Below are 26,104 nucleotides of genomic sequence, written 5' to 3'. Positions count from 1 at the left end.
CGGCGCGGGGCGCCGGAGCGCGCAACGGATCACTGCGCGAGACGGACCACACGAAGTTCCGGAAGGCCCGTCAGATCGGCCTCAAGCAGGCGCATCGCAGCGAGGGAAATCTGGCTTCCCGCCCCTGTCTCGGCCGCGAGCGGGATGAGATCGACCACTACGGACGTGCCTTTGGCGGGATAGTCCAGACGCCCCTTGGCGGGGCTGTCGACCAGTGGTGTGCGCAGCCAGAAGCCGGGCTTGCCCGGCGCCCCCAGAGAGGCGATGGTGGTGCCGAGATCGGTGGCACCGGCGGTTGCGCTGGCCGCGTCGGCGCGGGCGGCGCGGCGTTCGGCCTCGGTCGTGGTGTCGAATGCCTCGGGGGTGCGGGCCGCACCGGACAAGAGAGAGGCGTCGGGACGCTGTTCCGGGCGGGGCTGGTCATCGGCGGGCGCTGCGACCTGTGGCTCAGAGGGGCCGCGCACACGGTCAAATAGTCCCTCGACCTGCGCACAGCCGCTCAGGAGAATACCCAGAATGACGGTTCGAAACACTGTTTTCATAAGAGGACTTTACGCCCGGGCTCAACTGCCTTCAATGACAAGATCGCGCCCAACTCCGGGGTTGCCCATCGCCACGCGAACACATAGGTTTTCGGCCATGACCGCACCACTGATAGATCCTTTCCAGCGCGCGATCTCTTACCTGCGCGTTTCGGTGACCGACCGCTGCGATTTCCGCTGTGTCTATTGCATGTCGGAAAACATGACATTCCTGCCCAAGAAAGAACTTCTGACGCTGGAGGAGCTGGACCGAATGTGTTCGACCTTCGTGCGGATGGGCGTGGAAAAGCTGCGGATCACCGGCGGCGAGCCGCTGGTGCGCAAGGGGATCATGACGTTTTTCAATGGGATGACCCGGCATCTTGAGTCGGGCGATCTGAAAGAATTGACGCTGACCACCAATGGCAGTCAGCTGGAGCGCTTCGCCGATGATCTTTTTGCGGCGGGTGTGCGGCGGGTCAATGTCTCGCTCGATACGCTGGATGACAAGAAATTCGCCGAGATCACCCGGTGGGGCCGTCTGTCCCAGGTCATCAACGGCATAGACGCGGCACAGCGCGCCGGGCTTCGGGTGAAGATCAACACTGTTGCGCTGAAGGATTTCAACGAGAGCGAGCTGTTCACGCTGGTGGAGTGGTGCAAGAGCCGCGACATGGACCTGACCTTTATCGAGGTCATGCCGATGGGCGATATCGGCAACGAGGACCGACTGGGCCAATACTGGAAGCTGAGCGATCTGCGCGCCGAGTTGGCGACACGCTACAGTCTGACCGAATTGACCGAGCGCACCGGCGGGCCGGCACGCTATGTGCGGCTGGAGGAGACGGGCCAGAAGATCGGCTTCATCACGCCGCTCACGCATAATTTCTGCGAAAGCTGCAACCGGGTGCGTCTGACCTGCACCGGGGAGTTGTATATGTGCCTTGGCCAAGAGGACATGGCCGATTTGCGCGCCCCTTTGCGCAACAATCCCGGCAGTGACGAGATGCTGGAAGAGGCCATTCGCGCGGCGATCCTGCGCAAACCGAAGGGACATGATTTCGACTATTCCCGCCAGACGGTCGACGGGCGGGTGTCACGCCACATGAGCCACACCGGCGGCTGATGCAGCCATGGGCCGCCGGCCGTTTCCCTTGCGTCTTTATGCGGTCGCGGCGAACCTGCTGGCCCCTGTTGCCTATGGCCGCGTCCGGGCAAAGCTGCGCGAACATGGCACCGATCCGGTGCGCATCCGGGAACGGCTGGGCCATCCAACGAAAAGCAGACCCGACGGGCGGCTGATCTGGTTTCACGCTGCAAGCGTCGGCGAAAGCCTGTCGGTGCTGCGCCTGATCGAGCATATGGGTCAGACGCATGATGAGTGGAATTTTCTCATCACCTCGGGCACGGCGACATCGGGCAAGATCCTGAGCGACAGGCTGCCGGATCGCTGTGTGCATCAATTCGCGCCGCTGGACAGCCGCGCCGCGGTGCAGCGGTTCCTGGCGCATTGGAACCCTGATCTGGCGGTGTTCGTGGAAAGCGAGTTCTGGCCGCAAATGCTGTGCCTGACGCATGCCGGGGGCGTGCCGATAGCGTTGATAAATGCGCGCCTGTCGGATCGCTCGGTGCGCGGCTGGCAGAGGTTCGCGGCAACTGCGCGGCATCTCTTGGGGGTGTTTTCGCTGATCCATTGTCAGGACCGCAGAACCGAGGCCAATTTGCGGCACTTGGGAATGGCGCATGCAAAGGCGGGGCGTAACCTCAAGTCGCTGTCCGGTCCGTTGCCGGTGGATGAGGCAAAGCTGCAAGCGATGCAGGAGGCCATCGCCGGGCGCCCTTTGTGGTTGGCAAGCTCGACCCATCCGGGAGAGGACGAGATCATGCTCGAGGCGCATCGGGCGCTGCTCGAGGATCATCCGGACCTGTTGTTGGTGCTTGTGCCGCGCCATCCCGAGAGGGCCGAGGCGATTGCCGGGCTGGCAAGGGCAAACGGGCGGCGCATCACGCAGCGTTCGGCGGGAGAGATGCCGGAGGACGGGACACAGGTTTATCTGGCCGATACGCTTGGAGAGACCGGGCTTTGGTATGCGCTTTGCCCGATCACCTGCCTGTGCGGGTCTTTTGTGCCGGTGGGCGGGCACAACCCCTATGAGCCGGCGCAGGCGGGATCGGCGCTGGTGCATGGCCCGCTGCATGCCAATTTCGCCGACACCTATGGCGAATTGCACGAGGCGGGTGCCAGCACGCAAGTAGAGGGGGCCGAGGCGCTTGCGGCTGCGGTGGACCGGTTCTTGCGAGACGGCGCCGCGCTGGCGCAGGCGCGGCAAGCGATCAGCAGCTTTTCCAAGGGTCAGGAGGATGCGCTGGATGCGCTGGCGCTGGACCTTTCGGCGCTGGTCGATCCAGTGTAAGAGCCGGGCCTGAGACATCAGCCCGAGGCCTGCCCCATGCCCCATTCTGCCGATTCCATCGACGTGATCGCCCCGAATTTCAAGGCGCGGATGTCGGGGGTCACGTCCACGGTGTTCCGGCTGGTGCCGATTCAGGCGCGCGAGATGCGGATTGCCAGCAGCGGGCCGAAGATCCCCGAGGATATCCCGCAGATCCCGGTATCGAGCCTTGTGACCATGAGCCGGAGGAGGCGCGTCTGGCACGCGAGGCGCAACAACGAGATGCTGGCGGGGATCGCGCTCAGGCGGCTGTTGGGCAAGGATCTCAAGCTGATGTTCACCTCGGCGGCACAGCGCGATCACAAGGCGCTGACCAAGTGGATGATCCGGCAGATGGATCGGGTGGTGGCGACCTCGGCGCGCTCGGCGGCGTTTCTGGAGGTGCCCGCAAAGGTGATCCATCACGGCATAGATGCCGAACGCTTCGCGCCGCACCCCGACAGGAGGGCGCTGCGCCGCGATCTGGGCCTGCCCGAGGGCAAGGTGCTGGTGGGCTGTTTCGGGCGGATCCGGCCACAGAAGGGCAATGATCTGTTCATCGATATGATGCTGCGCCTGCTGCCTGAGCGCCCCGATGTGGTGGCGGTGATGATGGGCGGTGTGACCGATCAGTTCCGCGACTTTCACAAGGGGCTTGTCGACAAGGTGGCGGCGGCGGGGCTGCAGGAACGGGTGCTGTTCCTGCCCGAAGATCCGCATTGGGATGTGTCGCGCTGGTTCAAGGCGCTGGATCTTTATGTGGCGCCGCAACGGTGGGAAGGGTTCGGGCTGACCCCGCTGGAGGCGATGGCGTGTGCTGTGCCGGTGGTGGCGACGCGCGCGGGCGCCTTCGAGGAGCTGGTGCAGGACGGGCAGACGGGAACGCTGGTGGAGATCGAGGATCTGGACGCGATGACCGAGGCCACGGCGCGCTTGCTGGATGACGCGGCCCTGCGCGCCGACTGGTCCGCCAAGGCCCGCGCCCATAGTGCCGCCCATTGCCGGATCGAGCAGGAGGCCGAGGCCTTGTGCCGGATCTATCGCGAGCTGCTGGACGAGGCGTGAGCGCGCGGTACTGCGGCCTTAGCCCAAAGGCATGCGCTGCTCGACGATCCCGGCCCACCAGCTGCATCCGGTGGGAATCACCGCATCGTTGAAGTCATAGTCCGGGCTGTGGACCATGGCGGTGTCGCCATTGCCCATCAGGATATAGGCGCCGGGGCGTTCTTCGAGCATGAAGGCGAAATCCTCGCCGCCCATAACAAGCGGCGCGTCCTCGCATTGGCCGGTGATGGTGCGCGCGACGGAGGCCGCGAATTCGGTCTGTTCCTCGTGATTGACCATCACCGGGTAGTTGCGTTCATAGTCAAGCCGCCCGGTCGCGCCGAAGCCTGCGGGGATCGTCTCGCAGAGTGCTTGCATCCGTGCCTCGACCTGATCGCGGACCTTGGCGCTGAGGGTGCGGACGGTGCCCATCATCTCCACCCGGCTGGGGATCACGTTGAAGGCGTCCGAGCTGGTCTTGAAGGCGGTGACCGACACGACCGCCTGTTCGGTCGGATCGACATTGCGGCTGACGATGCTTTGCAAAGCCAGCACCAGATGGCTGGCGACCACGGTGGGATCGATCGTGTCATGGGGTTTGGCGGCATGCCCGCCCTGCCCTTCGATCACGATCTCGAACTTGTCGGTGGCCGCGAAGAACGGACCCGGGCGGATCGCGAACATCCCCTCGGGCACGCCGGGCCAGTTGTGCATGCCGTAGACTTCCTGAATGCCGAAGCGGTCCATCAGCCCGTCGGCGCACATCTCGCGGCCGCCGCCGCCGCCTTCTTCGGCGGGCTGGAAGATCACGACGCAGGTGCCATCGAAATTGCGTGTCTCGGCAAGGTATTGCGCGGCCCCCAGAAGCATCGCTGTATGCCCGTCATGGCCGCAGGCATGCATCTTGCCGGGGGTCTTGCTGGCATAGTCCGCCCCTGTCACCTCGTGGATGGGCAGCGCGTCCATGTCCGCGCGCAGCGCGATCACCCGGCCCGATCCGGTCTGATTGCCCTTGATGACGCCCACGACGCCGGTGCGCCCCAGCCCGCTAACCACGTCGTCGCAGCCGAAGGCGCGCAGCTTCTCGGCCACCAGTGCCGCCGTGCGATGCGTATCAAAGAGGAGTTCCGGGTTCGCGTGGATATCACGTCGCCAGGCGGTGATGTCGTCATGGAGTTCGGCGAACCGGTTCTTAACGGGCATGGGTGCATCCTTTGTTTCCGGGCGATGAGGGCGCGGCGTAATCCTCGTTCCACGGCCTCTGAGCGGGGCCGACGGTCTAGGAACGCATCGCAAGCCGAACGCTACAGCGGCAGACCGGATGCGTCAAACAGCATGCGAGGATCGGGCCGATATCCCGACCACTGGTCAGCCTTGCATTTGCCAGCGGGACAGAGTGACGTAAATAGACAAGGATCGGCGGCATCGCGCGAGCGGTGTCAGGCTGCGTATCGGGTTGACGAGTGAAGGGGTCCAGTATGGTGACGAGGTGCGCGGGCGCGGCCCTTGCCGCATGGGTGACGCTGCTTGCCTGCGCGGCACAGGCCGAAGAGCTAGCCGAAGAACAGTCCGGGGAACGGGCGGGCGAGCGTCTGACGATCCTGTCATGGCAGGCGCCATCGACGCTCAATCCCTATCTTTCGGCGGGTGCCAAGGATGTCGAGGCGGCCAGCCTTGTGCTGGAGCCGCTGGCACGCTTCACCCCCGAGGGGCAGTTGGTCGCCTGGCTGGCGGACGAGATCCCAACGCTTGAAAATGGCGGACGCAGCGCGGACATGATGGCGATCACCTGGCGCCTGCGAGAGGGGCTGCTGTGGTCCGATGGCAGCGCGGTGACATCCGAGGATGTGCGCTTCACCTGGGCCTATTGCACCGCCGAGGGGGCGGGCTGCGCACAGGCGGCCAAGTTCGACGGGATCGCCGGGATCGAAACGCCCGATGCGCGCACGATCACGATCCGCTTCAACGCGCCACAGCCCAATCCCTATGCCGCCTTTGTCGGCGCGCAGACACCGATCCTGCAAGGTGCGCAATTCGCGCGCTGCATGGGTGCGCAGAGCGCCACCTGCACGGCCCAGAATTTCGCGCCGATCGGCACCGGCCCTTTCACGGTGGCCGAATTTCGCCCAAATGACGTGATCCGCTTTGCCGCCAATCCACAGTATCGCGACCCTGCCCTGCCGGGCTTTGCCGAGGTAGTGCTGAAGGGCGGCGGCGATGCCCCAGGGGCGGCCCGCGCGGTGTTCCAGACCGCCGAGGTGGATTATGCCACCAACCTGCAACTTGCGCCCGAGCTGCTGGAGCGGATGGCGCAGGGCGGCCGGGGCGAGATCGAGACCGCCTTCGGACCGCTGGTCGAGTATATCGCGCTCAACCTCACCGATCCCGACCCCAGGCATGGCGCCGCGCGCGCGACACCGGCGCATCCCCACCCGATGCTGAGCGATCCGCTGGTGCGCCGGGCGCTGTCGCTGGCGCTGGACCGTGCAGCACTTGTCGAGATCGGCTATGGCGCCGCCGGGCGGGCGACCTGCAACATCGTGGTGGCGCCGGCGCATGTCGCCTCGACCGCCAATGAGGCCTGCCACATGCAGGACATCGAGACCCCGCGCGCCCTTCTGGATCAGGCGGGCTGGCGCGACAGCGATGGCGACGGCATCCACGACAAGGACGGGCGGGACCTCAGCCTGAGCTTTCAGACATCCACCAACGCGGTGAGGCAGGATTTCCAGGCCATAATCAAGCATTGGTGGGCGCAGATCGGCGTGGGCGCGGAGCTACGCAACATCAATGCGTCGGTGTTTTTCGGCAGCGACCCGGCAAGCCCCGACACGTTCCAGAAATTCCACGCCGATGTGCAGATGTTCGCCTCGATGTTCGATGGCACCGATCCAGAGACGTTTTTGCGCAACTGGCGCTGCGACCGAATTCCCGGCCCCGACACGGGCTGGCAGGGCAGCAACGTGCCACGGTTTTGCGATGCGGAGTACGACCGGCTGACCGAGGAATTGGCGCGCACGGGCGCGCCTGATGAGCGCGCGCGGCTGGTGCGCGCGCTTAATGACAGGCTGGTGCAGGATCACGTTCTTGTGCCGCTGGTGGCGCGAGGGCGCGTCTCGGGGCGGGCGAAAGGGCTTGCGGGCGTCGAGATGAACCCTTGGGACAGTGAGTTCTGGAACATCGCGCAGTGGCGCAGGCAGGCCGAATGACGCAAGCAAGCGGCCTGATCCGAAGTGCCGGGCGCGCGGGCGCGACGCTGCTGATCTTCGCGCTGGCGATCTTTGCGCTGATGGAGCTGGCGCCGGGCGATCCGATGGCGCAGGTGCCGATGACCGTGCCCGACGAGGTCAAGGACGAGATGCGCCGCGCGCTTGGGCTTGATGAGCCCGCGCATATGCGCTTCGGGCTGTGGCTGTGGCAGCTTTGCGTGATCGAGCCGCTGGCGGGGCTGGATGCCGTTCTGGGCACGCAGCTGAGCGAGGGGCAGCCGCGTATCCTGAGTTGGCAGGCGCGCGCGCCGGTGATGCAGATCGTCGCCTCGCATCTGCCGCAGACGCTGTGGGTGGTCGGGCTGGCCTATGCGGTGGGCGTGGCCATCGCGCTGCCGCTTGGCATCTGTCAGGCCTGGTGGCGGCATTCGGTGTTCGACCGGGCGGGCACCGCCGTGACCATGTTGGCCTATTCGGTGCCGCCGTTCCTGTCTGGGGTGGTGCTGATCGCGGCGTTCTCGGTCTGGCTTGGCTGGCTGCCCTCGATCTATGACACGACCCATGAGGTGCGGGGCTGGTCCGATCTGTGGGTGCAGGCGCGGCAGATGATCCTGCCGGTCGCGGTGCTGGCGGTGCAGACCACGGCATTGATCGCGCGTTACACAAGGGCTGCGGTGCTGGAGAACCTGGAGATGGATCACGTGCGCACCGCCCGGTCCAAGGGGCTGAGCGAAGCGGCGGTGCTGGCGCGGCATGTGCTGCGGCAATCGATGATCCCGGTTGTCACGGTGATCGCCCTTGGGCTGCCGCAAGTCTTTGGCGGCGCGGTGGTGACCGAACAGATATTTCTGGTGAACGGGTTGGGGCATCTGCTGATTTCGTCGATCGAGGCCAATGACCTGCCGTTGGTGCGCACGGTCACCTTCCTGATGGCGGTGCTGATCGTGCTGGCCAATCTGGCCGCCGATGTGACCTGCCGTCTGCTGGACCCCAGGATTGGCGCGCATGACTGAGCCTGTTTCCCCGCGCCCTGCCCCACAAATGGCGGTCGCGCCGCGCCTGCTACGGCGGCGGATCGGGGCGCATCGGGGCGCTGTCGCGGGCGGGCTGGTCTTTGCCGCGATCTGCATGGCGGTCTTTCCCGGCGCGGTGCTCTGGGGGGTTGATCCGGCGGCGGTCGATCTTGGCAACCGCAATGCGCCAGCCAGCCTGGCGCATCCTCTGGGGACCGATCAGCTGGGACGGGACATGATGGCGCGGGTTCTGACAGGCGGGCGCATCTCGATCGCGGTGGGGGTCGCGGCGATGATGGTGGCGCTTGGACTGGGCACGCTCATCGGGGTGATGGCGGGCCTGTCGCGAAGGCTGGACGGGCCGTTGATGCGGCTGACGGACCTTTTCTTGTCGCTGCCGCTGCTGCCGCTGCTTCTGGTGGTGATGATGCTGTTCCGCGATGCGCTGTCAGAGGGGCTTGGCCCGCAAGCAGGGCTGTTCGTGCTGATCGTCGGGGCGGTCGGGATCACCAGCTGGATGACCACGGCACGGATCGTGCGCGCCGAGGTTCTGGCGCTTAAAGAGCGCGATTTCATCCGCGCGGCCCGCGCCATGGGCGTGTCGGATATGGGGCTGATCCTGCATCATATCCTGCCCAATGTGGCCGCGCCGATCCTTGTTTCGGCGAGCTTGGGCATCGCCAGCGCGATCCTGACGGAATCTGCCCTGAGCTTTCTGGGGCTGGGATTTCCACCGGATTTCCCCACATGGGGCCGATTGGTCAGTGATGCGGCGCCGGGTCTCTTGGATCATCCCGGGCGGGTGATCTGGCCCGGGATGGCGATTTCGTTGACCGTGCTGAGCGTCACCTGGATGGCCGATGCGCTTGGCGATGCGCTGGACCCGCGCCGCGCGCCGCCGCGTTAATCCACGCCCTGCTGCGCCTTGGCCACCGCCTGCGTCATGGCCGACAGGAAGCGGCGCACCTCGTCTTCGGTGTTGTAATGGCAGACCGAGACGCGGATGCAGTCCTCGAACCCCAGAGGGTCGAGGATATTGCCGCAATAATGGTCGTTCTTGCGGATATGCACGCGAATGCCGTTGTCGCGCAGATGCTGAACCAGGTCGGCAGAGGCCATGCCCGCAAGCCGAAGCGAGACGACGCCTTCGCGGCCCTCGATCGCGGCACCGCCGATCAGCTGCACACCCGGCATATCCGCCAATCCCGGAAGATTGCCGACGCCCTGCAGCATGGCGCGCATCAGATGTTCCTCATGGGCGCGGATCGCCTGACCCGCCGCCTCGAGCCGGGCACGCCTGTCGGTGCTGTCGCTGACGCGCGCGCCCAACCACTCGAGATACTCCACCACATCCGAGAACGTGGCATAGGCGCCGGTGTCGCGGGTGCCCATTTCCCAGTTGGCGGCGGGACCGTTGACGATCTGTTCTTTCGGGCAGGCGGTCAGCCGGTCCGAGGCCCAGCCCACCCCATAGCCATGGCGCGAAAACATCTTGTAGGGCGAGAGGGCATAGCCATCCGCGCCGATCGCGGCGACATCCACAGCGCCGTGGCTGGCATGCTGAATGCCGTCGACGATGATGAAACACTCGGGCGCACTCTCGCGGATCGCGGCGGCGACGGCCGCCACATCGACCGACATGCCGGTGACCGGCGAGGTGTGCACGATGGTGGCCACCCGCGTGTCGGGCGTCACGGCGGCGCGATAGGCCTTGGCGGTGACGGTGCCGGTCGCGTTGTCATGGGCCACACGGATATGCGGGCGGCCCGTGGCTTCGGCCCACCGCGCCATGGCGCTGGCGGAGGCCGGATGTTCCAGCGTCGAGCCGATCATCTGCCCGCCCGCCGATGCGCCGAAAGCGGCAGTGCGGACCAGTCGGAACAACACCTCGGTGCCGCTTTCACCGACAAAACACTGGCCACCGGACGCGTTGAGAAACAGCGCCATATCGGCCTTGCCGCGCGCGATGGTCTCCATCAAGGCCTGAGATGCCGGGTTGTCACGGCCCTGATTGTCTGGATAGCCCGCATAGGCGGCAGAGCTTTCGATCACGGATTTGAGCCGCAGCGCGCCGCCCGCATTCTCGAAGAAGATGCGGGGGCCTTCAAAGGGGCAGGTCTCGACATGAGCAAAACGGGAGCGGACGGCATCCATCAGGCAGGGGGTTTCGGCGATCATGCGGGAAAATCTTCCTTCTGCGCGAGGTGGAACGGAGCGTCATGCCGCGAATGGCGAGAGGGACCATCTGCCACACAGGGCCGGAATTCAAGGGCCAAGGGCTGGATGAGGGCCATCGCCCATGCCGCGGCGCGTTCTGGCCGCGTATCACAAGAAAAGAACCGCTATTGCCGGTGAGAGCCGTTGTGCCGAACGCAGCGGCGTTACATGCGCCCCTATTGGAACAGGCATTCTTTGCAGGTGCAGAATATGGGAAATCGTCCCGCATCCGGATGCGATCATACATATTAATATGCTTGAATAAGCGAGTGTAACACGTCATTTGGAACGAAATTCCAACTCCGGGAGAACCGCCATGTTCGAAATTCTGGGCTTCGAGACCTTGACCGCGCCGCAAGCGGCGGTCTGGTTCGCACTTGGTCTGGGCATCGTGTTCGGGGCCCTGGCGCAAGTGACACGCTTTTGCCTGCGCCGCGCGCTGGTGGGTGAGGATCGCCGGCAAGCGGCGGGCGTCTGGCTGACCGCGCTGGCGGTGGCGGTACTTGGCACGCAGGCTGCCGTGGCGCAGGGCTGGATCGGGTTCGACGCGCATCGTTTCATGGCGGCGGAGCTGCCGGTCGTTGCGATCCTCGTGGGCGGTCTGTTGTTCGGTGCTGGCATGATCCTGACGCGCGGCTGCGTGTCGCGGATGACTGTTCTGACGGGGTCGGGCAATCTGCGGGCGCTGGTTGTGCTGGTGGTCTTCGCGCTGACGGCCCATGCCACGCTGAAAGGTGTTTTAGCCCCGTTGCGCACGACGCTCGGGTCGATCACCTTGAGCCTCGAGACGGCTGCATTGCCCGGCAATGCGCTGATCTGGGCGGGGCTGATCGCGCTGGCGGCGCTGATCTATGGGCTGCGTTCGGGCAACAGGGCGGGAACGCTGGTTCTGGCGGCGCTGATCGGCGCGCTGGTGCCGCTTGGCTGGGTCGGCACGGGCTTCGTGCTGCAGGATGAGTTCGACCCCATCGCCATGGAATCGCTGTCCTTCACGGCCCCTGCGGCGGATGCCATCTTTTTCACGGTCGCCTCGAGCGCGATCCCGGCGAATTTCGGCGTGGGCCTTGTGGGTGGTGTGCTGATCGGCGCTTTGATTGCGGCCTTGGTCTTTGGCGGTTTTCGCTGGCAGAGCTTTGAAAGCCCCGCGCAGACAGGCCGCTATCTGGCCGGTGCCGTGCTGATGGGCGTGGGCGGCGTTCTGGCAGGAGGCTGCACGGTCGGCGCGGGCCTTTCCGGCATCCCCACCCTGTCCATTGCAGCGCTGCTTGCGATTGGCGCGATCGTGGCGGGTGGTGTTCTCATGGACCGTGTCCTGCGTCCGGCACAAAGCCTGCGCTCGGGAATTCAACCGGCCGAGTGAGGCACACAGAACGCACTTCGCCTCAGAGTTCAGGGCCCCGGTCGCGATCCGCGCCGGGGCCCTTGTGCTTGCGGACCCAGCCGATAGGATGCGGGCCGACAGATGTTTCCGGGGGGTGGTGATGTACGAATACAAGGTGATACCTGCGCCAGCGCGCGGCAAGAAAGCCGCCGGTGTCAAAGGCCCCGGGCCGCGTTTCGCCCTTGCTCTCGAAGAGGTGATGAATGCGCTCGCCGCCGAGGGGTGGGACTATCAGCGCTCGGACATCCTTCCCTCTGAAGAACGCCAGGGGCTGACATCGACCCATACCGTCTATCGCAGCGTGCTGGTGTTTCGACGGGCCCTTGCGGTCGAGGTGACCACGGCGCCCGATACCCGTGCGGGGGTTGAAACGCAGCGCACGCGACCAGACATGACACAAGACAAGACAGCGGGCGAGGACGTGCCCCGGCCCGGATCCGCGCAGGACGACATGAGCGACGCGGCGCAGGACACCACCAACGGCGACAGGCCACAAAGCTAGATCAGGCCATCGGGCCGCAGGGATGATGCCCAGGGGCTTTCGCCCCGCATCGCAATCAGGGAGTCATCCGCCATACGCCGCGCGTGGATTGCCGGTATCGCACGCGGCCTGACGCTGATGGCGCATAAAAGATAATGCTGGCCGACGAGCAAACTTTTTTGTCCGTCGCCCCTTCAATTTCCACGTGTTTGCAATAAACTCCACCCTCCGAGTCGCAAAGGTAGAGCCATGTCCAAGACAGATCCCTTCGGTTTCGACCTGTCGGTTTCGTCGGCGAAGAAGAAAAATCCTCGCGGACGCCGAGGCATGTCGGGCGCGTCCGAAACCTCGACGCGCATTTGCGAGAAAGACGGCTGTCAGGAGCCGGGCAAATATCGCGCCCCCAAGGCTCCGGATGTGCTGGATGAGTATTTCTGGTTCTGCAAGGATCATGTGCGCGAATACAATCAGGAGTGGAACTTCTTCCACGGCACCACCGAGGCCGAGATGAATGCGCAAATGTCCAAGGACAAGGTCTGGGAGCGCGAGACCAAGGCTTTTGTCGATCCCGAGCAGCGCGCGTGGGCCCGTCTGGGGATCGAAGACCCCCATCAGGTGCTGGGCGGCAATGCGACGCAGAATCCGGGCCGTGCCAAGGTGGGGGGACGCAAGCTGCCGCCGACGGAACGGCGCGCGATCGAGATCCTCGAGGCCAAGGACGACTGGACCAAGACGGAAATCCGGAAATCCTACAAGGCGCTGATCAAGGTGCTGCATCCCGACATCAACGGCGGGGACCGCAGCCAGGAAGAACAGCTGCAGCAGGTGGTCTGGGCCTGGGACCAGATCAAGCAGAGCCGCAATTTCAAGTGAAGCGGGACGCAAGGCCATTCACATGGCCTTGCCGACGCGATTTCAAAATCGCGTGTCATGGCGCTGTGAAGCGCCATCACCACGAGCGGAGCAGGTATCCTTGGGATCAGGCCGGTTTGAACACCAGGCTGACGCCGTTGATGCAGTGGCGCTTGCCGGTTGGCTGAGGGCCGTCATCGAAGATATGCCCCAGATGGCTGCCGCAGCGCGCGCAATGGCATTCTGTGCGCGGAATGACGAGTTTCCAGTCACGTTTGGTGCCGATGGCCTGATCGTCGACCGCTTGCCAGAAGCTGGGCCAGCCGGTGCCGCTATCGAACTTGTGCTGGCTTGAATAAAGTTCCAGATCGCACCCCCGGCAGTGATAGGTCCCGGCGGTCTTGAGGTCATGCAGGGGCGATGTGAAGGCGCGTTCGGTGCCTTCCTTGCGCATCACCTTGTATTCCAGATCGCTGAGCATGGCTTTCCATTCGGCATCGGTGCGGGTCACGTCGAACGCGCCCGGCGCGGCCCCGCCCCTGCCGGAGATCGACAGGACCGCACTTGCGGTCATGATCGTTGCGATCGCTCTGCGTCGGTTCATGGCGGCTCTCCTTTGGCTCTATGCCTGGCAAAAATGAGCTGCACGGGGCCGATGCGCAATGCACGGCCCCGCACGATGCTGTGATCTCAGGACTGCGGGGGCAGGATGACCCTGTCGACCACATGGATCACGCCGTTGGACTGCTGCACATCGGCGATGGTCACGTTGATGACGCGGCCGCGTTCATCCTCGAGCATGATGCTGTCACCCTTGTAGGTGGCCTGAAGTGTGCAGGTCCCGAGCGTGGGAACGGGATGCACGCCACCGTCATCGTCGATCATGCCCTTGATCGCCATCGACATCGCCTCGGCGCCGACCACGTGGCATTTGAGAATGTTGGCCAGTTGCGCCTTGGCCTCGGGCTGAAGCAGCGCCTCGACCGTGCCCTCCTTGAGCATTCCGAAGGCTGCATCGGTCGGCGCGAAGACGGTGAACGGACCATCGGAGTTCAACACATCGACAAGGCCTGCCGCCTGCACCGCGGCCACAAGGGTTTCATGGTCCTTGGAGTTCACGGCATTTTCGACGATCGTCTTGTTGGCGAACATCGGCGCGCCGCCCACCATCGGGTTGTCGGCACTGGCCACGGATGCGCCGAGGCCAAGTGCGGCGGCGGCTGTTGCTGCGAAAAAAGTTGATCTGAACATGAGAAATTCTCCTGATTTGTAATCCCGGGCGCAAGTGCCCGCAGACCCCGAAGTCACGCAGGGCGCATCAGGAAGTTTCAGAAATCGGTCTCACGTGTTCGTGATCTGTGCCACGGCCAGCACCGCACCGGTCGGTGCGCCCGTGGGCGAGCCGCCTTCGGGTTCGTCGGATACCGCCAGTGCAGCTCCCTCGAGCCGGGGGCGCAGAGCCTCGGGGATATCGATTACTCCGGCGCGCGCGTCGGGCAACACCCCAAGGGAGACCGGCGCATCGGAGCCTGCGATCAGCCAAAGCTCAAGGGCACGATCCTGCGCAGGGGCGCCGCTTTGGCGCTCGACAAATAGCGTGCCCTGCTGCGCGTCATAGGCGGCAAAGAGGATCAGGTTGCGATCTTCGGACACAAGTTCCGCGACATAGGCCGGATCAGAGGGGCCAGACGGCCCGCGCTGCATCAGGTCCGCACCGACGATCAGCGCAAGCACAAGGACAGTGGCGGTGATGCCGCCCATCAGGGTTCCGAGCCACCCGCCCGACCAAGCGGCAGAGGGGCGCACTCGGCCGCGCGATCCGAAAAGCCGCTCTTCGGTCCCGGCCCAAATCTGAGGCGGGGGGGCCACTGGGTCGATCCGGTCGGTCAGCCGGGCCAGATCCTCGGCCCAGTCGGCATAAAGTGCGCGCAACTGGGGCTCGGATGCGAGACGCGCCTCGAAAGCCACCGCCTCGTCGGGCGGCAGAAGGCCAAGGGCATATTCCCCCGCCAGGGCCTTGTCGGCATCGCGTTCCGGCAACGCGTCGCTCATCGCGAGAGGCACTCCCTCAGTTTAAGCAGGCTGCGCCGCAGCCATGTCCGCATCGTGTTCAACGGCACGTCGAACCGTGCCGCAAGATCGGCATAGGTCTCGCCGTCAAGATAGGCGCCTTTTACCGCCTGCGCATGTCTTTCGTCCAATTCCCCAAGGCATCCGGTCAGACGCGCACTGTCCGAGGCGGCCATGGCGCGCGCTTCGGGGCCGGGCGCTGGATCGGCTTGCAGATCCGCGCCGTCGCTGTCGCCGGACATCGCGCGCCGGCGGCGCAAACGATCTATAGACGCATTACGGGCAATGGTGATCAGCCATGTCATCGGGCTCAGACCGTTCACCTGATACTTCCCGGCATTGCGCCAGATCTTCACGTAAACGTCCTGCAGCACATCCTCGGCCTCGGAGCGGTCTTGCAAGACACGCAGGCAAATGCCGAAAAGTTTCGCCGATGTCGCCTGATAGAGCGCCGCGAATGCCCGCCTGTCGCCCATGGCGCATCGAGCCAGCCAGTTTTCGATGTCGTTACGACTCGCCATTCTTGCTGTTCTATTGCAGCCACAGGAGGTGTCCAGAGACGTTTGCGTCCGGCACCATGCAATTCCCGCCCTTCCCCTTGCTCTCGGACGCAATATGTTGCACCACGGAAATCAAACTCAGGATACCCGATTGAAGGACTGCGCGAATGGCTGACGGCAGCATCGATGTAAACGCGAAACCGACCGAGGAAATCTCGGTGCGCGAAGTTTTCGGCATCGACACGGACATGATTGTAAAAGGCTTTCCCGAGCGCACCGAGCGCGTGCCCGAGAATGACAGCACCTACAAGTTCGATCCCGACACGACACTGGCGATCCTTGCCGGGTTCAGCCATAACCGCCGCGTCATGGTGCAAGGCTATCACGGCACGGGCAAATCCACACATATCGAACAGGTGGCGAGCCGCTTGAACTGGCCCTGCGTGCGCGTCAATCTCGACAGTCATATCAGCCGGATCGACCTGATCGGCAAGGATGCGATCAAGCTGCGCGATGGCAAGCAGGTGACCGAGTTCCACGAAGGCATCCTGCCTTGGGCGCTGCGCAATCCGACGGCTATCGTGTTCGACGAATACGATGCGGGCCGGGCCGACGTGATGTTCGTGATCCAGCGCGTGCTGGAGGCCGATGGCAAGCTGACGCTGCTGGACCAGAACGAGGTGATCTCGCCCAACCCGTATTTCCGCCTTTTCGCCACGGCCAACACGGTTGGTCTGGGCGACACGACTGGGCTTTATCACGGCACCCAGCAGATCAACCAGGGTCAGATGGACCGCTGGAGCCTTGTCGCGACGCTCAATTATCTCAGCCATGACGCGGAAACCAACATCGTGCTGGCCAAGAACCCGGTCTACAACACCGCCGCCGGACGCAAGACCATCAGCCAGATGGTGACGGTCGCTGATCTGAGCCGCACCGCCTTCATGAATGGCGAGCTGTCCACGGTGATGAGCCCGCGCACGGTGATCGCATGGGCGCAGAACGCCACGATCTTCCGCGATGTGGGCTATGCGTTCCGGCTGACCTTCCTCAACAAATGTGACGAGCTGGAGCGGCAGACGGTGGCCGAGTTCTATCAGCGCTGCTTTGACGAGGAACTGCCCGAAAGCGCTGCCAGCATGAGCCTTGGGTAAGACTGACCACGGGCATGTCAGGCGCCACGGGCGCATCAGGAACTGACGGGCTGGGCGACGGGAGCCCCATCGCCCCCGCTGCAGTCCGCCGAGGAGAGTGAACGCGCATGGCGCAGAAAACCGACAATCCGGCCGATCCGTTCAAGAAGGCGTTGGCCCAAGCGACCAAGGTGATGGCCGACGATTCCGATCTGAACGTCAGCTATTCGGTCGATCCTGCCGGACTGTCGGGCGATTCCCTGCGCTTGCCCCAGATCAGCCGCCGCATGACACGCGACGAGGTTCTGCAGGCGCGCGGCACCGCCGATGCCCTTGCACTGCGGCACAGATATCACGATGCCGCCACGCATGCGCGTTATACTCCGGCGGGCGAGATGGCGCGCGATCTTTATGAAGCCATGGAAACCGCCCGCTGCGAGGCGATCGGCGCGCGTCACATGCCCGGCACGGCAGGCAATATCGACGCCAAGATCGGTGCCGAGGCCGACAGGCTGGGCTATGGCGGGATCACCACCCCTGCCGATGCGCCGCTGGCCACGGCTGCGGGCTATCTTGTGCGGCATCTGGCGACCGGGCGCGATCTGCCGCCCGCCGCGCAGAATGTCATGAACCTGTGGCGCGATTTCATCGAGCAACAGGCCGGCGGCACTCTGGAAAATCTGGAAAAGACGCTGGCGGACCAGACCGAGTTCGCACGCTTTGCCCGCAAGGTGATCGAGGATCTGGGATATGGCGACCAGTTGGGCGACGATCCCGACGCCCCCGATGACGATCAGGACGACGAGGCCGAACAGACCGCCGAGGAAGACGAGCAGCCCGACAGCTCGGGTCAGGACGAGAGCGACGAAAGCGACGCCGAGGCCAACCCCGAGCAAAGTCAGGAGCAGCAGCAGGACGACGCGCAAGCCCAGGTCAGCATGGACGACATGGCCGATGAGGACATGGGCGAAGAGACCGAATTGCCTGAAGGCGAGGCCCCGATGGAGCCGCCCGCCCCTGCCCCGGTTTCGGATGCGGACCCGAATTACACCGTCTATTCCACCGAATATGACGAGGAAATCCGCGCCGAGGATCTGGCCGAACCCGTCGAACTTGAACGCTTGCGCGCCTATCTCGATCAGCAGCTCGATCCGCTGAAAGGCGCGGTAAGTCGGCTGGCCAACAAGCTGCAACGCCGCCTGCAGGCCCAACAAAGCCGCAGTTGGGAATTCGACCGCGAGGAAGGGATCCTCGATGCAGGCCGTCTGGCGCGCGTGGTGGCCAACCCGACCACCCCTCTGAGCTTCAAGGTCGAGAAGGACATGGAGTTCCGCGACACGGTGGTGACGCTGCTTCTGGACAATTCCGGGTCTATGCGCGGGCGACCGATCTCGATTGCCGCGATCTGCGCCGATGTTCTGGCCCGCACGCTGGAAAGATGCAGCGTCAAGGTTGAGATCCTGGGCTTCACAACCCGCGCCTGGAAGGGAGGTCAAAGCCGCGGGGCATGGCTGAACGAGGGGCGCCGGCAGGTTCCCGGGCGGCTCAACGATCTGCGCCACATCATCTACAAATCCGCCGATGCGCCGATGCGGCGCACTCGGGACAATCTGGGCCTGATGATGAAAGAGGGGCTGCTCAAGGAAAACATCGACGGTGAAGCGCTGGAATGGGCACATCGGCGGCTGGCTGGCCGCAAGGAGGCGCGCAAGATCATGATGGTGATCTCGGACGGCGCCCCGGTCGATGACAGCACCCTTTCGGTGAACCCCGCGAATTACCTTGAAAAGCACCTGCGCGACGTGATCGCGATGATCGAGCGGCGCAAGGCGGTCGAATTGCTGGCCATCGGTATCGGCCATGACGTGACGCGCTATTACGACCGCGCGGTGACCATCACCGATGTCGATCAGCTGGCCGGTGCGATGACCGAGCAGTTGGCTGCCCTGTTCGATCCCGATCCGCGCGCCCGCGCAAGGATCATGGGAATCCGCAAGGCAGGCTGAGCTCGGTCGTTTTGCGGCTTTTGGTCTTTGCACCATGACGGCGTGCTCTGCCCTGCCCCCTTGTTTTATTGTCCGACCGTTGGGAGATTGATCTTCGCGGCGCGGTTCTCTAGCACTTACGAGCCGCGCTCGCCCAAAGGAGATTGCCATGTTCCAGTCCTTCGATGACACCGCGTCTCCGGATCAGGGGCAATCCCGGCTTGCCCTGTTGCGCGACGCCATCGCTGCCGAGGGTCTTTCGGGGTTTCTGGTGCCGCGCGCCGATGCGCATCAGGGCGAGTATGTCGCGGACTGCGACAATCGATTGGCATGGCTCACGGGATTCACCGGATCGGCAGGCTTCTGTGCCGTTCTCGCCGAGCGCGCGGGTGTGTTCGTGGATGGCCGGTATCGCACGCAGGTCCGCGCGCAAGTGGACGGCGCGCATTTCACCCCGGTGGACTGGCCCGAGGTGAAGCTGACCGACTGGCTCAAGCGGCACCTGCCGAATGGCGGCGTCATCGGTTTTGATCCTTGGCTTTACACACCGACGCAGATCGAGGCGGCGGAGAAAGAGCTGAGCGGCACCGCCATCAGCCTCAAGCCGACCCGCAACCTGATCGACCGGGTCCGGGCCGATCAACCCGAGCCCCCCTGCGGGGCGATCCGCGTCTATCCCGAGGATCTGGCGGGCGAGTCGCATAGTGACAAGCGGCGCCGTGTGGCTGCGGCCCTGCGCAATGCGGGACATACATGCGCGGTGATCACCCTACCCGACTCGATCGCGTGGCTGCTCAATATCCGCGGCAGCGACATTCCCCGCAATCCGGTTCCCCATGCCTTTGCCGTGCTGCATTCGGACGCGCATCTGACGCTCTTTGTCGAGGCAGGCAAACTGGACGAGGCCGTACGAGAGCATCTGGGAGAGGATGTCACCATCCGCCCGCCTAGCGCCTTCGCCCCGGGGTTGCGCAGTCTTGGCGGCCCTGTGCGTCTGGATAAGGGCAGCGTGCCTGTCTGGGTCGCCAGCCAACTGGACGAAGCGAATGTCGCGCATGTCTGGGGGGATGATCCCTGCATCCTGCCCAAAGCCTGCAAGAGCCGGGCCGAGATCGCCGCCACAAGCGAAGCGCATCTGCACGATGGGGCTGCGGTGTGTGCGTTTCTTGCCTGGTTTGACGATCAGCCCCCCGGCACGCTCACCGAAATCGACGTTGTCACCGAGCTTGAAGCCTGCCGCCGGGCGACTGGCAAGCTTCTGGATATCAGCTTCGACACCATCGCCGGAAGCGGCCCGAACGGCGCTCTGGCGCATTACCGGGTGACACGCAAGACAAACCGGGTGCTGACCGATGGAGACCTGCTGGTGCTCGACAGCGGCGGGCAATATCTGGATGGCACCACCGACATCACGCGCACCCTGCCCGTGGGCCAACCCGGCCCGGACGAGCGCGCGGCCTTCACACGGGTTCTGCAGGGGATGATCGCGATGAGCCGCACCCGTTGGCCGCGCGGTCTGTCGGGGCGCGATCTGGATGCGATTGCGCGGCATCCGCTATGGCTTGCCGATCAGGATTACGGCCACGGGACAGGGCATGGCGTGGGCGTGCATCTGTGCGTTCACGAAGGCCCGCAGCGCCTGTCGAAAAGCGGCGAGGTCACGCTGGAGCCGGGGATGATCCTGTCAAACGAGCCCGGATATTACCGCGAGGGCGCTTTCGGCATCCGTATCGAAAATCTGCTCGTCGTCACCGAGGCGCAGACCCTGCCCGGCGGCGACGCCAGCGGCAAGCTGTGTTTCGAGACGCTGAGTTTCGTTCCCATCGACCGCCGGCTGATCGTGCTGGAGATGCTGACAGGTCCCGAGCGCGACTGGCTCAATGCCTATCATGCTGAATGTCGGGAAAAAATCGGGCCTCGGATGTCGGGGCCAGCTGAATTATGGTTGCGCCAGGCAACCGATCCCCTGTGACACATTGCTGTAACAAAGCGACGGCACTTGAGGACGTAAAGAAAAACAAGAAAGGGACGATGATGGCTGATATCACCATACGCAAGGCCGAAGGCACATGGACAGTTCGTGCAGGCGGAGCGGTTCTTGCAGAAAGCAAGAACGCACTGGAACTCGTCGAAGACGGGTATCCGTACGTGATCTATTTTCCGCGCGACGATATCGCCATGGCCTTTCTCGATGAAACCGATCACCGGACGACCTGCCCCAAAAAGGGCGAGGCGCATTACTATTCCATCGTGACGAAAAGCCAGACGCTTGAAAACGCGGCCTGGAGTTACCCGGAGCCCAAGGACGATGTCGCCCGGATCAAGGACCATCTGGCGTTCTACAGCAGCGATGCCGTCACGGTCGAGCGGGTCTGACACGGGTTAGAGCGCAGCCTGGGCGCGCTAGCTGTGTTCTTCTTCGGACACCGCCGCCAGCGCCCTGTTGTACATCTTGAGAGCATCGACATGGAACAGCGCGCCCAGCAATTCGGGCGGCTGTCCCTCGCCCTTGAGCATGACGACAGGAAGAAACGGAACCCCCGTTCGGTCAAAGACCGGCATCGCCGCCTCGAGCGTGGCGTTGCCGTCGACATAGAGCCCCTGCTCGATCAGCTCCCAGCATTTTTCCTCGCGGGCCGGGCGTTCGTGGTCAGACTTGCGCATCAACCGTTCGACGCGGAACATCGCCAGAAGATAGCTTTGCGGTCCAGCGGCCAGCCGACGCCCGCGCCGCTCAAGCTGCGTCAGGAAGAATGACCGCTTCACCAGCTTGGCGCCAAGCGCTGTCGACATCGACACCGCAACCATCACCGCAAGGCCTGTCTGCCAGTCGCCTGTGAGTTCGAACACGATCAGCGTGGTCGAAATCGGCGCTCCCAGAACCGCCGCTGCGACAGCACCCATTCCCGCCAAGGCATAAAGTGTGACCGAGCCCGACACCTCAGGCAGCAGCCCCGTGGCGATCAGCCCAAAGGCCAGCCCGGTCAGAGCGCCCACCATCAGCGATGGCGAGAACACTCCGCCGCCCATCCGCCCCCCGATCGTGATCGACACCGCAAGCACCTTGAGAATGGCGAAGATCACCACCTCATGCAGCAAAAGCTGGCCTGTCAGGGCAAGAGAGGTCGTCTCGTATCCGACGCCGATGATATGCGGAAACCAGATCGCCAGAACCCCCAGCAAGCCGCCCGCCACCGCCGGACGGAGCCATCGCGGCAAGCGGATTCGCTTTTGCATGTAACTGGCCATGTCTTCGGCAAAAAAGATCGAGTGCATCATCACCGTGGCGACAACACCGCAGACAAGCCCCAAAATAAGGAAAGCGGGCAGTTCGACATAGAATTCCAGCACACTGACCGTGGGCAGGGCGAATTCCGTGATGTCGCCGAATTCAAGGCGGTTGATGACCGTGCCCGCGACGCTGGCAATCACGATCGGGGCAAAGGCATGCAGCGCGAAATGGCGCAGCACCACCTCAAGCGCGAAAAGCGCGCCTGCAATCGGCGCGTTGAAAGACGCCGAGACCGCAGCGGCAACCGCACATCCCAGAAGATCGCGGCCGGTGATCCCATCGGCGTTGATCCGATCGCTCACCCAGCTCGAGATCACGCCAGCCATATGCACGACCGGTCCTTCGCGCCCGGAAGACCCGCCCGTACCAAGCGTGATCAGCGACGCGAAGGCAGAGGCGACACCCTCACGCCCCTCGACCCGGCCATCGTTGAGCGCGGCCCCCTCGATCACATCCGAGACCGACCGTACCCGCGCATCATCGGTGAACAGATGCAGGATGATCCCGACAACCAGACCGCCGAGGATCGGCACGATCAAAACCCAATACCAAGGCAAGGTTTCGGCCAGTGAATGCAAATAGCCCGGATCATCGGAGCCATAGGCGAGGTTTTGGAGCGCAGCGATCCCCTTGCGGAACAACAACGCGGCAAAACCGGCGGCGATCCCTATGGCAAGAGCGATCAGCCAGAACTGGAACTGGCTTGGCCCCCGATGCAGCAGCACGTCCCAGCCACTGCGCACAGCACCGCGCGCGGCGGTCGCCTTCTGTCGGAAAATAGACTGTTCGCCGTCGTTCATTGCCTGCCACTTGCCGGGTCTAGCGCTCTTTTCCCTGCGCTTTGCTTACCGTAACCTGAACCTGTCGCAGTTCTGGAGGGCAGTCATGGGCGTGCAGGAAGCAATCGCCGAGATATCCACGTTTCTAGGCCAACGGCTCAGCCGGTCCAAGTCCGATTTGAACCTGCATGGCAGAAGCGAAAGTCATTTTCCCTGCAGCCCACCGAATGCGGTCGCCTATCCTGAAACCACGGAAGAGGTCACAAGGATCGTGAAGGCTTGCGCAAAGGCAGAATGCCCGGTGATCGGATGGGGAACCGGTACCTCTCTTGAAGGGCAGGCACAGGCCTTTCAAGGAGGTATAAGCGTGGATTTCAGCCGGATGAACCGCATCCTTGCCGTGCATCCCGAAGACATGGACGTGACGGTTCAGCCGGGGGTGACGCGCGAATCGCTGAATGAAGACCTCCGCGCGACGGGATTGTTCTTTCCAGTGGATCCCGGCGCCAATGCCTCGATCGGGGGTATGACTTCGACCCGTGCAAGCGGCACGACGGCGGTGCGCTATGGTACGATGCGCGACAATGTTCTGGGGCTTGAGGTGGTGACCGCTTCGGGCGAAGTGATCCGCACCGGCACGCGCGCGCGCAAATCGTCTTCGGGCTATGACCTGACGGGGCTATTCGTGGGATCGGAAGGTACGCTAGGTCTGATCACCGAGGTCACGTTGCGCCTGCACGGTCAACCCGAGGCGATATCAAGCGCGGTCTGCGGGTTCGAGACGGTCGGCGATGCGGTGCAGGCGGTTATTGAGACCATCCAGATGGGGATCCCGATGGCGCGGATCGAACTGATGGATCCCGCCAGTGTCGCGGCCGTGAATGCCTATGCCGGGATGGACTTGCCTGAACGGCCGCATCTTCTTCTGGAGTTTCACGGCTCGGATGCAGGCGTGGCAGAACAGGCAGAAACCTTCGGACTGATCGCCGCCGAGCACCGCGGGACGGGCTTTGACTGGGCCACACGACCCGAGGATCGCACCGCGCTCTGGACCATGCGGCACAATGCCTATCACGCGATCCTTGCCAGTCGCCCTGGGATGCGGGCCTTGGTCACTGACATTTGCGTGCCGATTTCGCGGCTCGCCGAGGCGATCGAGACGACCCGCACGGATCTTGAAGCCACCGGCATACCCGGCCCGATACTGGGCCATGTCGGAGACGGTAATTTCCATGCGATCCTGCTTTTCGACGACACCGATACTGAAGCGGTCGGCAAGGCCATGGCCGTCTCGGAGCGCATGGTCGAGCGTGCACTGGCGCTTGGCGGCACGGCCACTGGCGAGCACGGCATAGGCATCGGCAAACTGGGCTACATGGAGCGCGAACATGGGGCGGCCTGGTGCGTGATGGGTGCGCTAAAGCGGGCGCTTGATCCCAAAGGCATCATGAACCCCGGCAAACTGGTCCCGCCTGACAGCTGACACCCGGCGCCAGAGGAGGCGCGGCGACCGATCAGCCTGCCATCAAGGCTTCGGCCGCGGCCCGCGCCTCTGCCGTGATCCGGTCACCGGACAACATGCGGGCGATCTCGTCCACGCGGTCGGACTGCGAAAGAGGTGTGACCGTCGACAAGGTGATATCGTGCACAACCTTCTTTTCGACACGCCAGTGATGCGCGCCACGGGCAGCCACCTGCGGCGAGTGCGTGACCACCAGCACCTGTCCACCACCCGCCAGTTGCGCAAGCCGCCGACCCACCGCATCCGCCGTCGCCCCGCCGACACCACGGTCAATCTCGTCGAAAATCATCGTTAGCCCTGAGTCGGTTCCGGTCAGACAGACTTTCAGAGCCAGAAGAAACCGGCTGAGTTCGCCACCTGAGGCGATTTTGTTGAGCGGACCAGCAGGCGCACCGGGATTGGTTGCCACCGTGAATGTCACGTTGTCACGCCCGTCGGGTCCGGGATCCGAGCGCGTGATCTCGGTCGAGAAGACCGCACGTTCCATCTTGAGCGGCGCAAGTTCTGCGGTCACCGCATGATCCAGACGATCTGCGGCCTCTTTGCGCGCGGCGGTCAGAGCATCGGCGGTCGCGTCATACTCCGCCTGAGCCTGCGCAAGGGCTGCGCGCAACGCGGCGATATCCGCATCTCCCTGATCCAAAGCCGCAAGCTTTCCGCGCAGTTCAGCCGCGAAACTCGCCAGATCATCAGGGGCCACGCCATGTTTGCGGGCAAGCGCGCGGATCGCGAACAGACGTTCCTCGGTTTCTTCGAGTTCCAGCGGATTGAAGGTCAACCCGTCAAGACAGCGGGTCACGCCCTGCGCCGCCTCGTCAAGCTCCACCATGGCGCGGCTCAGCGCGGCAATCGGCTCGTCCAATTGCCCTTCGGCGCGATCCGCGACCCCCTCAAGCCAGCGCAACGCGTCCCCCGCGGCGCCCTCGGCCCCTTCGAAGCCAAGCGCCGCCTGAGCGCGCAGGATGTCTTCCCGGATACGCTCGGCCTGTTGCATCAAGCGGCGGCGCGCATCGAGCGCGTCATCCTCGCCAGGTTGCGGATCAAGCGTATCCAACTCGGTGACCGCATGACGCAGGAACTCTTCTTCGGTGCGCACCTCCTGCAAGGCAGCCTCGGCGCGAGACAGCACCTTGCCCGCCTCGGCCACAGCGCGCCAAGCGGTCCTTGTCCGCGATTTCAGGTCGTTCAAGGCGCCGAAAGCGTCCAGCAAGGCACGGTGTCCCTTGGGGTCCAGAAGACCGCGATCATCGTGCTGGCCGTGCAACTCCACCAAGGTATCCGAAAGACGGCGCAGCACCTCGCCCGAACATCGGCGATCATTGACCCAGGCGGTCTTGCGCCCGTCACTGGTATTGACCCGGCGCAGGATCAATTGATCCTCTTCAGGCAGGCCCGCATCCAGCAAAACGGCGCGGGCTGGATGATCCTTGGGCAGATCGAATTCGGCCACCACCTCGCCCTGATCGGCGCCCTGGCGGACCAGTTCTGCCCTGCCGCGCCAGCCCAGAACGAACCCGAGCGAGTCGAGCAGGATGGATTTTCCCGCACCGGTTTCGCCGGTCAGAACATTCAGCCCCGGCTGAAAGGCCAGTTCCAGATGGTCGATGATGAGAATGTCGCGGATATCAAGTGCGCGCAGCATTGAATATGTCCCGGTGACGCCGGCATTTCCG

General features: G+C 64.0%; 23 protein-coding genes. 14 read left to right on the top strand and 9 right to left on the bottom strand.

Annotated elements, in window-relative coordinates:
- Positions 1 to 29: 29 nt before the first annotated feature.
- A complete protein-coding gene (locus tag RAZWK3B_RS10330) occupies positions 30 to 542 on the bottom strand; it encodes a hypothetical protein (RefSeq protein WP_007814842.1) in 513 nt (170 codons plus the stop codon).
- A gap of 97 nt (positions 543 to 639) precedes the next feature.
- Between RAZWK3B_RS10330 and moaA the strand changes: the two genes are divergently transcribed.
- The 3 genes from moaA to RAZWK3B_RS10315 are packed head-to-tail and all read left to right on the top strand — an operon-like array spanning position 640 to position 4,018.
- On the top strand, positions 640 to 1,647 hold the full coding sequence (moaA, locus tag RAZWK3B_RS10325; RefSeq protein WP_007814840.1) for a GTP 3',8-cyclase MoaA: 1,008 nt from the start codon (positions 640 to 642) through the stop codon (positions 1,645 to 1,647).
- Between the two features lie 7 nt (positions 1,648 to 1,654).
- A complete protein-coding gene (locus RAZWK3B_RS10320; RefSeq protein ID WP_007814838.1) occupies positions 1,655 to 2,935 on the top strand; it encodes a 3-deoxy-D-manno-octulosonic acid transferase in 1,281 nt (426 codons plus the stop codon).
- A 36-nt stretch (positions 2,936 to 2,971) separates the two neighbouring features.
- On the top strand, positions 2,972 to 4,018 hold the full coding sequence (locus RAZWK3B_RS10315) for a glycosyltransferase family 4 protein (protein ID WP_007814836.1): 1,047 nt from the start codon (positions 2,972 to 2,974) through the stop codon (positions 4,016 to 4,018).
- Positions 4,019 to 4,036: 18 nt separating this feature from the next.
- Here the strand turns inward: RAZWK3B_RS10315 and RAZWK3B_RS10310 are convergent, their stop codons facing one another.
- Entirely contained in the window at positions 4,037 to 5,200 is a 1,164-nt protein-coding gene (locus tag RAZWK3B_RS10310) for a M20 aminoacylase family protein (RefSeq protein ID WP_007814834.1), read from the bottom strand.
- A gap of 275 nt (positions 5,201 to 5,475) precedes the next feature.
- On the opposite strand from RAZWK3B_RS10310, the gene RAZWK3B_RS10305 reads away from it, so the two are divergent.
- The 3 genes from RAZWK3B_RS10305 to RAZWK3B_RS10295 are packed head-to-tail and all read left to right on the top strand — an operon-like array spanning position 5,476 to position 9,126.
- Positions 5,476 to 7,206 carry a peptide ABC transporter substrate-binding protein gene (locus RAZWK3B_RS10305; RefSeq protein WP_007814833.1) on the top strand — a complete coding sequence of 577 codons (1,731 nt, stop codon included), beginning with the start codon at positions 5,476 to 5,478 and terminating at the stop codon, positions 7,204 to 7,206.
- Positions 7,203 to 8,219, top strand: coding sequence for an ABC transporter permease (locus RAZWK3B_RS10300; protein WP_007814831.1), 1,017 nt, complete (start codon positions 7,203 to 7,205; stop codon positions 8,217 to 8,219). The genes RAZWK3B_RS10305 and RAZWK3B_RS10300 overlap by 4 nt, the downstream gene beginning before the upstream one ends.
- Positions 8,220 to 8,247: 28 nt before the next feature.
- Positions 8,248 to 9,126 carry an ABC transporter permease gene (locus RAZWK3B_RS10295; protein WP_007814829.1) on the top strand — a complete coding sequence of 293 codons (879 nt, stop codon included), beginning with the start codon at positions 8,248 to 8,250 and terminating at the stop codon, positions 9,124 to 9,126.
- Here RAZWK3B_RS10295 and RAZWK3B_RS10290 read toward each other — a convergent pair.
- The gene (locus RAZWK3B_RS10290) at positions 9,123 to 10,397 is read right to left on the bottom strand and encodes an aminotransferase class V-fold PLP-dependent enzyme (RefSeq protein ID WP_007814827.1); all 1,275 of its coding nucleotides are present in this window, start codon (positions 10,395 to 10,397) and stop codon (positions 9,123 to 9,125) included. The genes RAZWK3B_RS10295 and RAZWK3B_RS10290 overlap by 4 nt on opposite strands.
- A 355-nt stretch (positions 10,398 to 10,752) precedes the next feature.
- Between RAZWK3B_RS10290 and RAZWK3B_RS10285 the strand changes: the two genes are divergently transcribed.
- From RAZWK3B_RS10285 to RAZWK3B_RS10275, 3 genes are all read left to right on the top strand, one after another.
- Positions 10,753 to 11,796: a YeeE/YedE family protein gene (locus tag RAZWK3B_RS10285; protein ID WP_007814825.1), complete on the top strand. Its 1,044-nt coding sequence runs from the start codon at positions 10,753 to 10,755 to the stop codon at positions 11,794 to 11,796.
- A gap of 121 nt (positions 11,797 to 11,917) precedes the next feature.
- The gene (locus RAZWK3B_RS21445) at positions 11,918 to 12,319 is read left to right on the top strand and encodes a DUF4177 domain-containing protein (RefSeq protein WP_007814823.1); all 402 of its coding nucleotides are present in this window, start codon (positions 11,918 to 11,920) and stop codon (positions 12,317 to 12,319) included.
- 228 nt (positions 12,320 to 12,547) lie between these two features.
- Positions 12,548 to 13,171, top strand: a complete 624-nt coding sequence (locus tag RAZWK3B_RS10275; RefSeq protein ID WP_007814821.1) for a J domain-containing protein — start codon at positions 12,548 to 12,550, stop codon at positions 13,169 to 13,171.
- A 106-nt stretch (positions 13,172 to 13,277) separates the two neighbouring features.
- On the opposite strand, the gene msrB is transcribed toward RAZWK3B_RS10275, so the two are convergent.
- The 4 genes from msrB to RAZWK3B_RS10255 all read right to left on the bottom strand — a co-directional run bounded on the left by msrB (position 13,278) and on the right by RAZWK3B_RS10255 (position 15,741).
- Positions 13,278 to 13,754 carry a peptide-methionine (R)-S-oxide reductase MsrB gene (gene msrB / locus RAZWK3B_RS10270; protein ID WP_007814820.1) on the bottom strand — a complete coding sequence of 159 codons (477 nt, stop codon included), beginning with the start codon at positions 13,752 to 13,754 and terminating at the stop codon, positions 13,278 to 13,280.
- A gap of 86 nt (positions 13,755 to 13,840) precedes the next feature.
- Positions 13,841 to 14,401 (bottom strand): fasciclin domain-containing protein, encoded by a 561-nt coding sequence (locus tag RAZWK3B_RS10265; RefSeq protein WP_007814819.1) that lies wholly within the window; start codon positions 14,399 to 14,401, stop codon positions 13,841 to 13,843.
- Between the two features lie 90 nt (positions 14,402 to 14,491).
- Positions 14,492 to 15,202 (bottom strand): anti-sigma factor, encoded by a 711-nt coding sequence (locus RAZWK3B_RS10260; RefSeq protein ID WP_007814818.1) that lies wholly within the window; start codon positions 15,200 to 15,202, stop codon positions 14,492 to 14,494.
- Positions 15,199 to 15,741: a sigma-70 family RNA polymerase sigma factor gene (locus RAZWK3B_RS10255; RefSeq protein WP_037295589.1), complete on the bottom strand. Its 543-nt coding sequence runs from the start codon at positions 15,739 to 15,741 to the stop codon at positions 15,199 to 15,201. Before RAZWK3B_RS10255 ends, RAZWK3B_RS10260 begins: the two co-directional genes overlap by 4 nt.
- 146 nt (positions 15,742 to 15,887) lie before the next feature.
- On the opposite strand from RAZWK3B_RS10255, the gene cobS reads away from it, so the two are divergent.
- The 4 genes from cobS (at position 15,888) to RAZWK3B_RS10235 (ending at position 21,214) form a co-directional block, all read left to right on the top strand.
- Positions 15,888 to 16,874 (top strand): cobaltochelatase subunit CobS, encoded by a 987-nt coding sequence (gene cobS, locus RAZWK3B_RS10250; protein WP_007814816.1) that lies wholly within the window; start codon positions 15,888 to 15,890, stop codon positions 16,872 to 16,874.
- 107 nt (positions 16,875 to 16,981) lie between these two features.
- Positions 16,982 to 18,859, top strand: a complete 1,878-nt coding sequence (gene cobT, locus RAZWK3B_RS10245; RefSeq protein WP_007814815.1) for a cobaltochelatase subunit CobT — start codon at positions 16,982 to 16,984, stop codon at positions 18,857 to 18,859.
- 148 nt (positions 18,860 to 19,007) lie between these two features.
- Positions 19,008 to 20,810 carry an aminopeptidase P family protein gene (locus RAZWK3B_RS10240; RefSeq protein ID WP_007814814.1) on the top strand — a complete coding sequence of 601 codons (1,803 nt, stop codon included), beginning with the start codon at positions 19,008 to 19,010 and terminating at the stop codon, positions 20,808 to 20,810.
- A 62-nt stretch (positions 20,811 to 20,872) separates the two neighbouring features.
- The gene (locus RAZWK3B_RS10235; protein ID WP_037295625.1) at positions 20,873 to 21,214 is read left to right on the top strand and encodes a DUF427 domain-containing protein; all 342 of its coding nucleotides are present in this window, start codon (positions 20,873 to 20,875) and stop codon (positions 21,212 to 21,214) included.
- A 27-nt stretch (positions 21,215 to 21,241) separates the two neighbouring features.
- On the opposite strand, the gene RAZWK3B_RS10230 is transcribed toward RAZWK3B_RS10235, so the two are convergent.
- On the bottom strand, positions 21,242 to 22,930 hold the full coding sequence (locus tag RAZWK3B_RS10230; RefSeq protein ID WP_007814812.1) for a chloride channel protein: 1,689 nt from the start codon (positions 22,928 to 22,930) through the stop codon (positions 21,242 to 21,244).
- Positions 22,931 to 23,015: 85 nt separating this feature from the next.
- Here RAZWK3B_RS10230 and RAZWK3B_RS10225 point away from each other — a divergent pair, with 85 nt between their 5' ends.
- The gene (locus RAZWK3B_RS10225) at positions 23,016 to 24,392 is read left to right on the top strand and encodes an FAD-binding oxidoreductase (protein ID WP_007814811.1); all 1,377 of its coding nucleotides are present in this window, start codon (positions 23,016 to 23,018) and stop codon (positions 24,390 to 24,392) included.
- A 31-nt stretch (positions 24,393 to 24,423) separates the two neighbouring features.
- Here the strand turns inward: RAZWK3B_RS10225 and recN are convergent, their stop codons facing one another.
- On the bottom strand, positions 24,424 to 26,073 hold the full coding sequence (recN, locus tag RAZWK3B_RS10220; protein WP_007814810.1) for a DNA repair protein RecN: 1,650 nt from the start codon (positions 26,071 to 26,073) through the stop codon (positions 24,424 to 24,426).
- Positions 26,074 to 26,104: the final 31 nt, after the last annotated feature.

It is taken from the genome of Roseobacter sp. AzwK-3b, from assembly GCF_000170875.1.
Taxonomy (GTDB): domain Bacteria; phylum Pseudomonadota; class Alphaproteobacteria; order Rhodobacterales; family Rhodobacteraceae; genus Roseovarius; species Roseovarius litoreus.
The sequence above is the reverse complement of the archived record's forward strand: the minus strand, read 5'-3'. Positions and strand labels throughout refer to the sequence as shown.

Coding starts and splice junctions, on each gene's coding strand:
- RAZWK3B_RS10330 (WP_007814842.1), bottom strand. CDS start 542: ATGAAAACAGTGTTTCGAACCGTCATTCTGGGTATTCTCCTGAGCGGC.
- moaA (WP_007814840.1), top strand. CDS start 640: ATGACCGCACCACTGATAGATCCTTTCCAGCGCGCGATCTCTTACCTG.
- RAZWK3B_RS10320 (WP_007814838.1), top strand. CDS start 1,655: ATGGGCCGCCGGCCGTTTCCCTTGCGTCTTTATGCGGTCGCGGCGAAC.
- RAZWK3B_RS10315 (WP_007814836.1), top strand. CDS start 2,972: ATGCCCCATTCTGCCGATTCCATCGACGTGATCGCCCCGAATTTCAAG.
- RAZWK3B_RS10310 (WP_007814834.1), bottom strand. CDS start 5,200: ATGCCCGTTAAGAACCGGTTCGCCGAACTCCATGACGACATCACCGCC.
- RAZWK3B_RS10305 (WP_007814833.1), top strand. CDS start 5,476: ATGGTGACGAGGTGCGCGGGCGCGGCCCTTGCCGCATGGGTGACGCTG.
- RAZWK3B_RS10300 (WP_007814831.1), top strand. CDS start 7,203: ATGACGCAAGCAAGCGGCCTGATCCGAAGTGCCGGGCGCGCGGGCGCG.
- RAZWK3B_RS10295 (WP_007814829.1), top strand. CDS start 8,248: ATGGCGGTCGCGCCGCGCCTGCTACGGCGGCGGATCGGGGCGCATCGG.
- RAZWK3B_RS10290 (WP_007814827.1), bottom strand. CDS start 10,397: ATGATCGCCGAAACCCCCTGCCTGATGGATGCCGTCCGCTCCCGTTTT.
- RAZWK3B_RS10285 (WP_007814825.1), top strand. CDS start 10,753: ATGTTCGAAATTCTGGGCTTCGAGACCTTGACCGCGCCGCAAGCGGCG.
- RAZWK3B_RS21445 (WP_007814823.1), top strand. CDS start 11,918: ATGTACGAATACAAGGTGATACCTGCGCCAGCGCGCGGCAAGAAAGCC.
- RAZWK3B_RS10275 (WP_007814821.1), top strand. CDS start 12,548: ATGTCCAAGACAGATCCCTTCGGTTTCGACCTGTCGGTTTCGTCGGCG.
- msrB (WP_007814820.1), bottom strand. CDS start 13,754: ATGAACCGACGCAGAGCGATCGCAACGATCATGACCGCAAGTGCGGTC.
- RAZWK3B_RS10265 (WP_007814819.1), bottom strand. CDS start 14,401: ATGTTCAGATCAACTTTTTTCGCAGCAACAGCCGCCGCCGCACTTGGC.
- RAZWK3B_RS10260 (WP_007814818.1), bottom strand. CDS start 15,202: ATGAGCGACGCGTTGCCGGAACGCGATGCCGACAAGGCCCTGGCGGGG.
- RAZWK3B_RS10255 (WP_037295589.1), bottom strand. CDS start 15,741: ATGGCGAGTCGTAACGACATCGAAAACTGGCTGGCTCGATGCGCCATG.
- cobS (WP_007814816.1), top strand. CDS start 15,888: ATGGCTGACGGCAGCATCGATGTAAACGCGAAACCGACCGAGGAAATC.
- cobT (WP_007814815.1), top strand. CDS start 16,982: ATGGCGCAGAAAACCGACAATCCGGCCGATCCGTTCAAGAAGGCGTTG.
- RAZWK3B_RS10240 (WP_007814814.1), top strand. CDS start 19,008: ATGTTCCAGTCCTTCGATGACACCGCGTCTCCGGATCAGGGGCAATCC.
- RAZWK3B_RS10235 (WP_037295625.1), top strand. CDS start 20,873: ATGGCTGATATCACCATACGCAAGGCCGAAGGCACATGGACAGTTCGT.
- RAZWK3B_RS10230 (WP_007814812.1), bottom strand. CDS start 22,930: ATGAACGACGGCGAACAGTCTATTTTCCGACAGAAGGCGACCGCCGCG.
- RAZWK3B_RS10225 (WP_007814811.1), top strand. CDS start 23,016: ATGGGCGTGCAGGAAGCAATCGCCGAGATATCCACGTTTCTAGGCCAA.
- recN (WP_007814810.1), bottom strand. CDS start 26,073: ATGCTGCGCGCACTTGATATCCGCGACATTCTCATCATCGACCATCTG.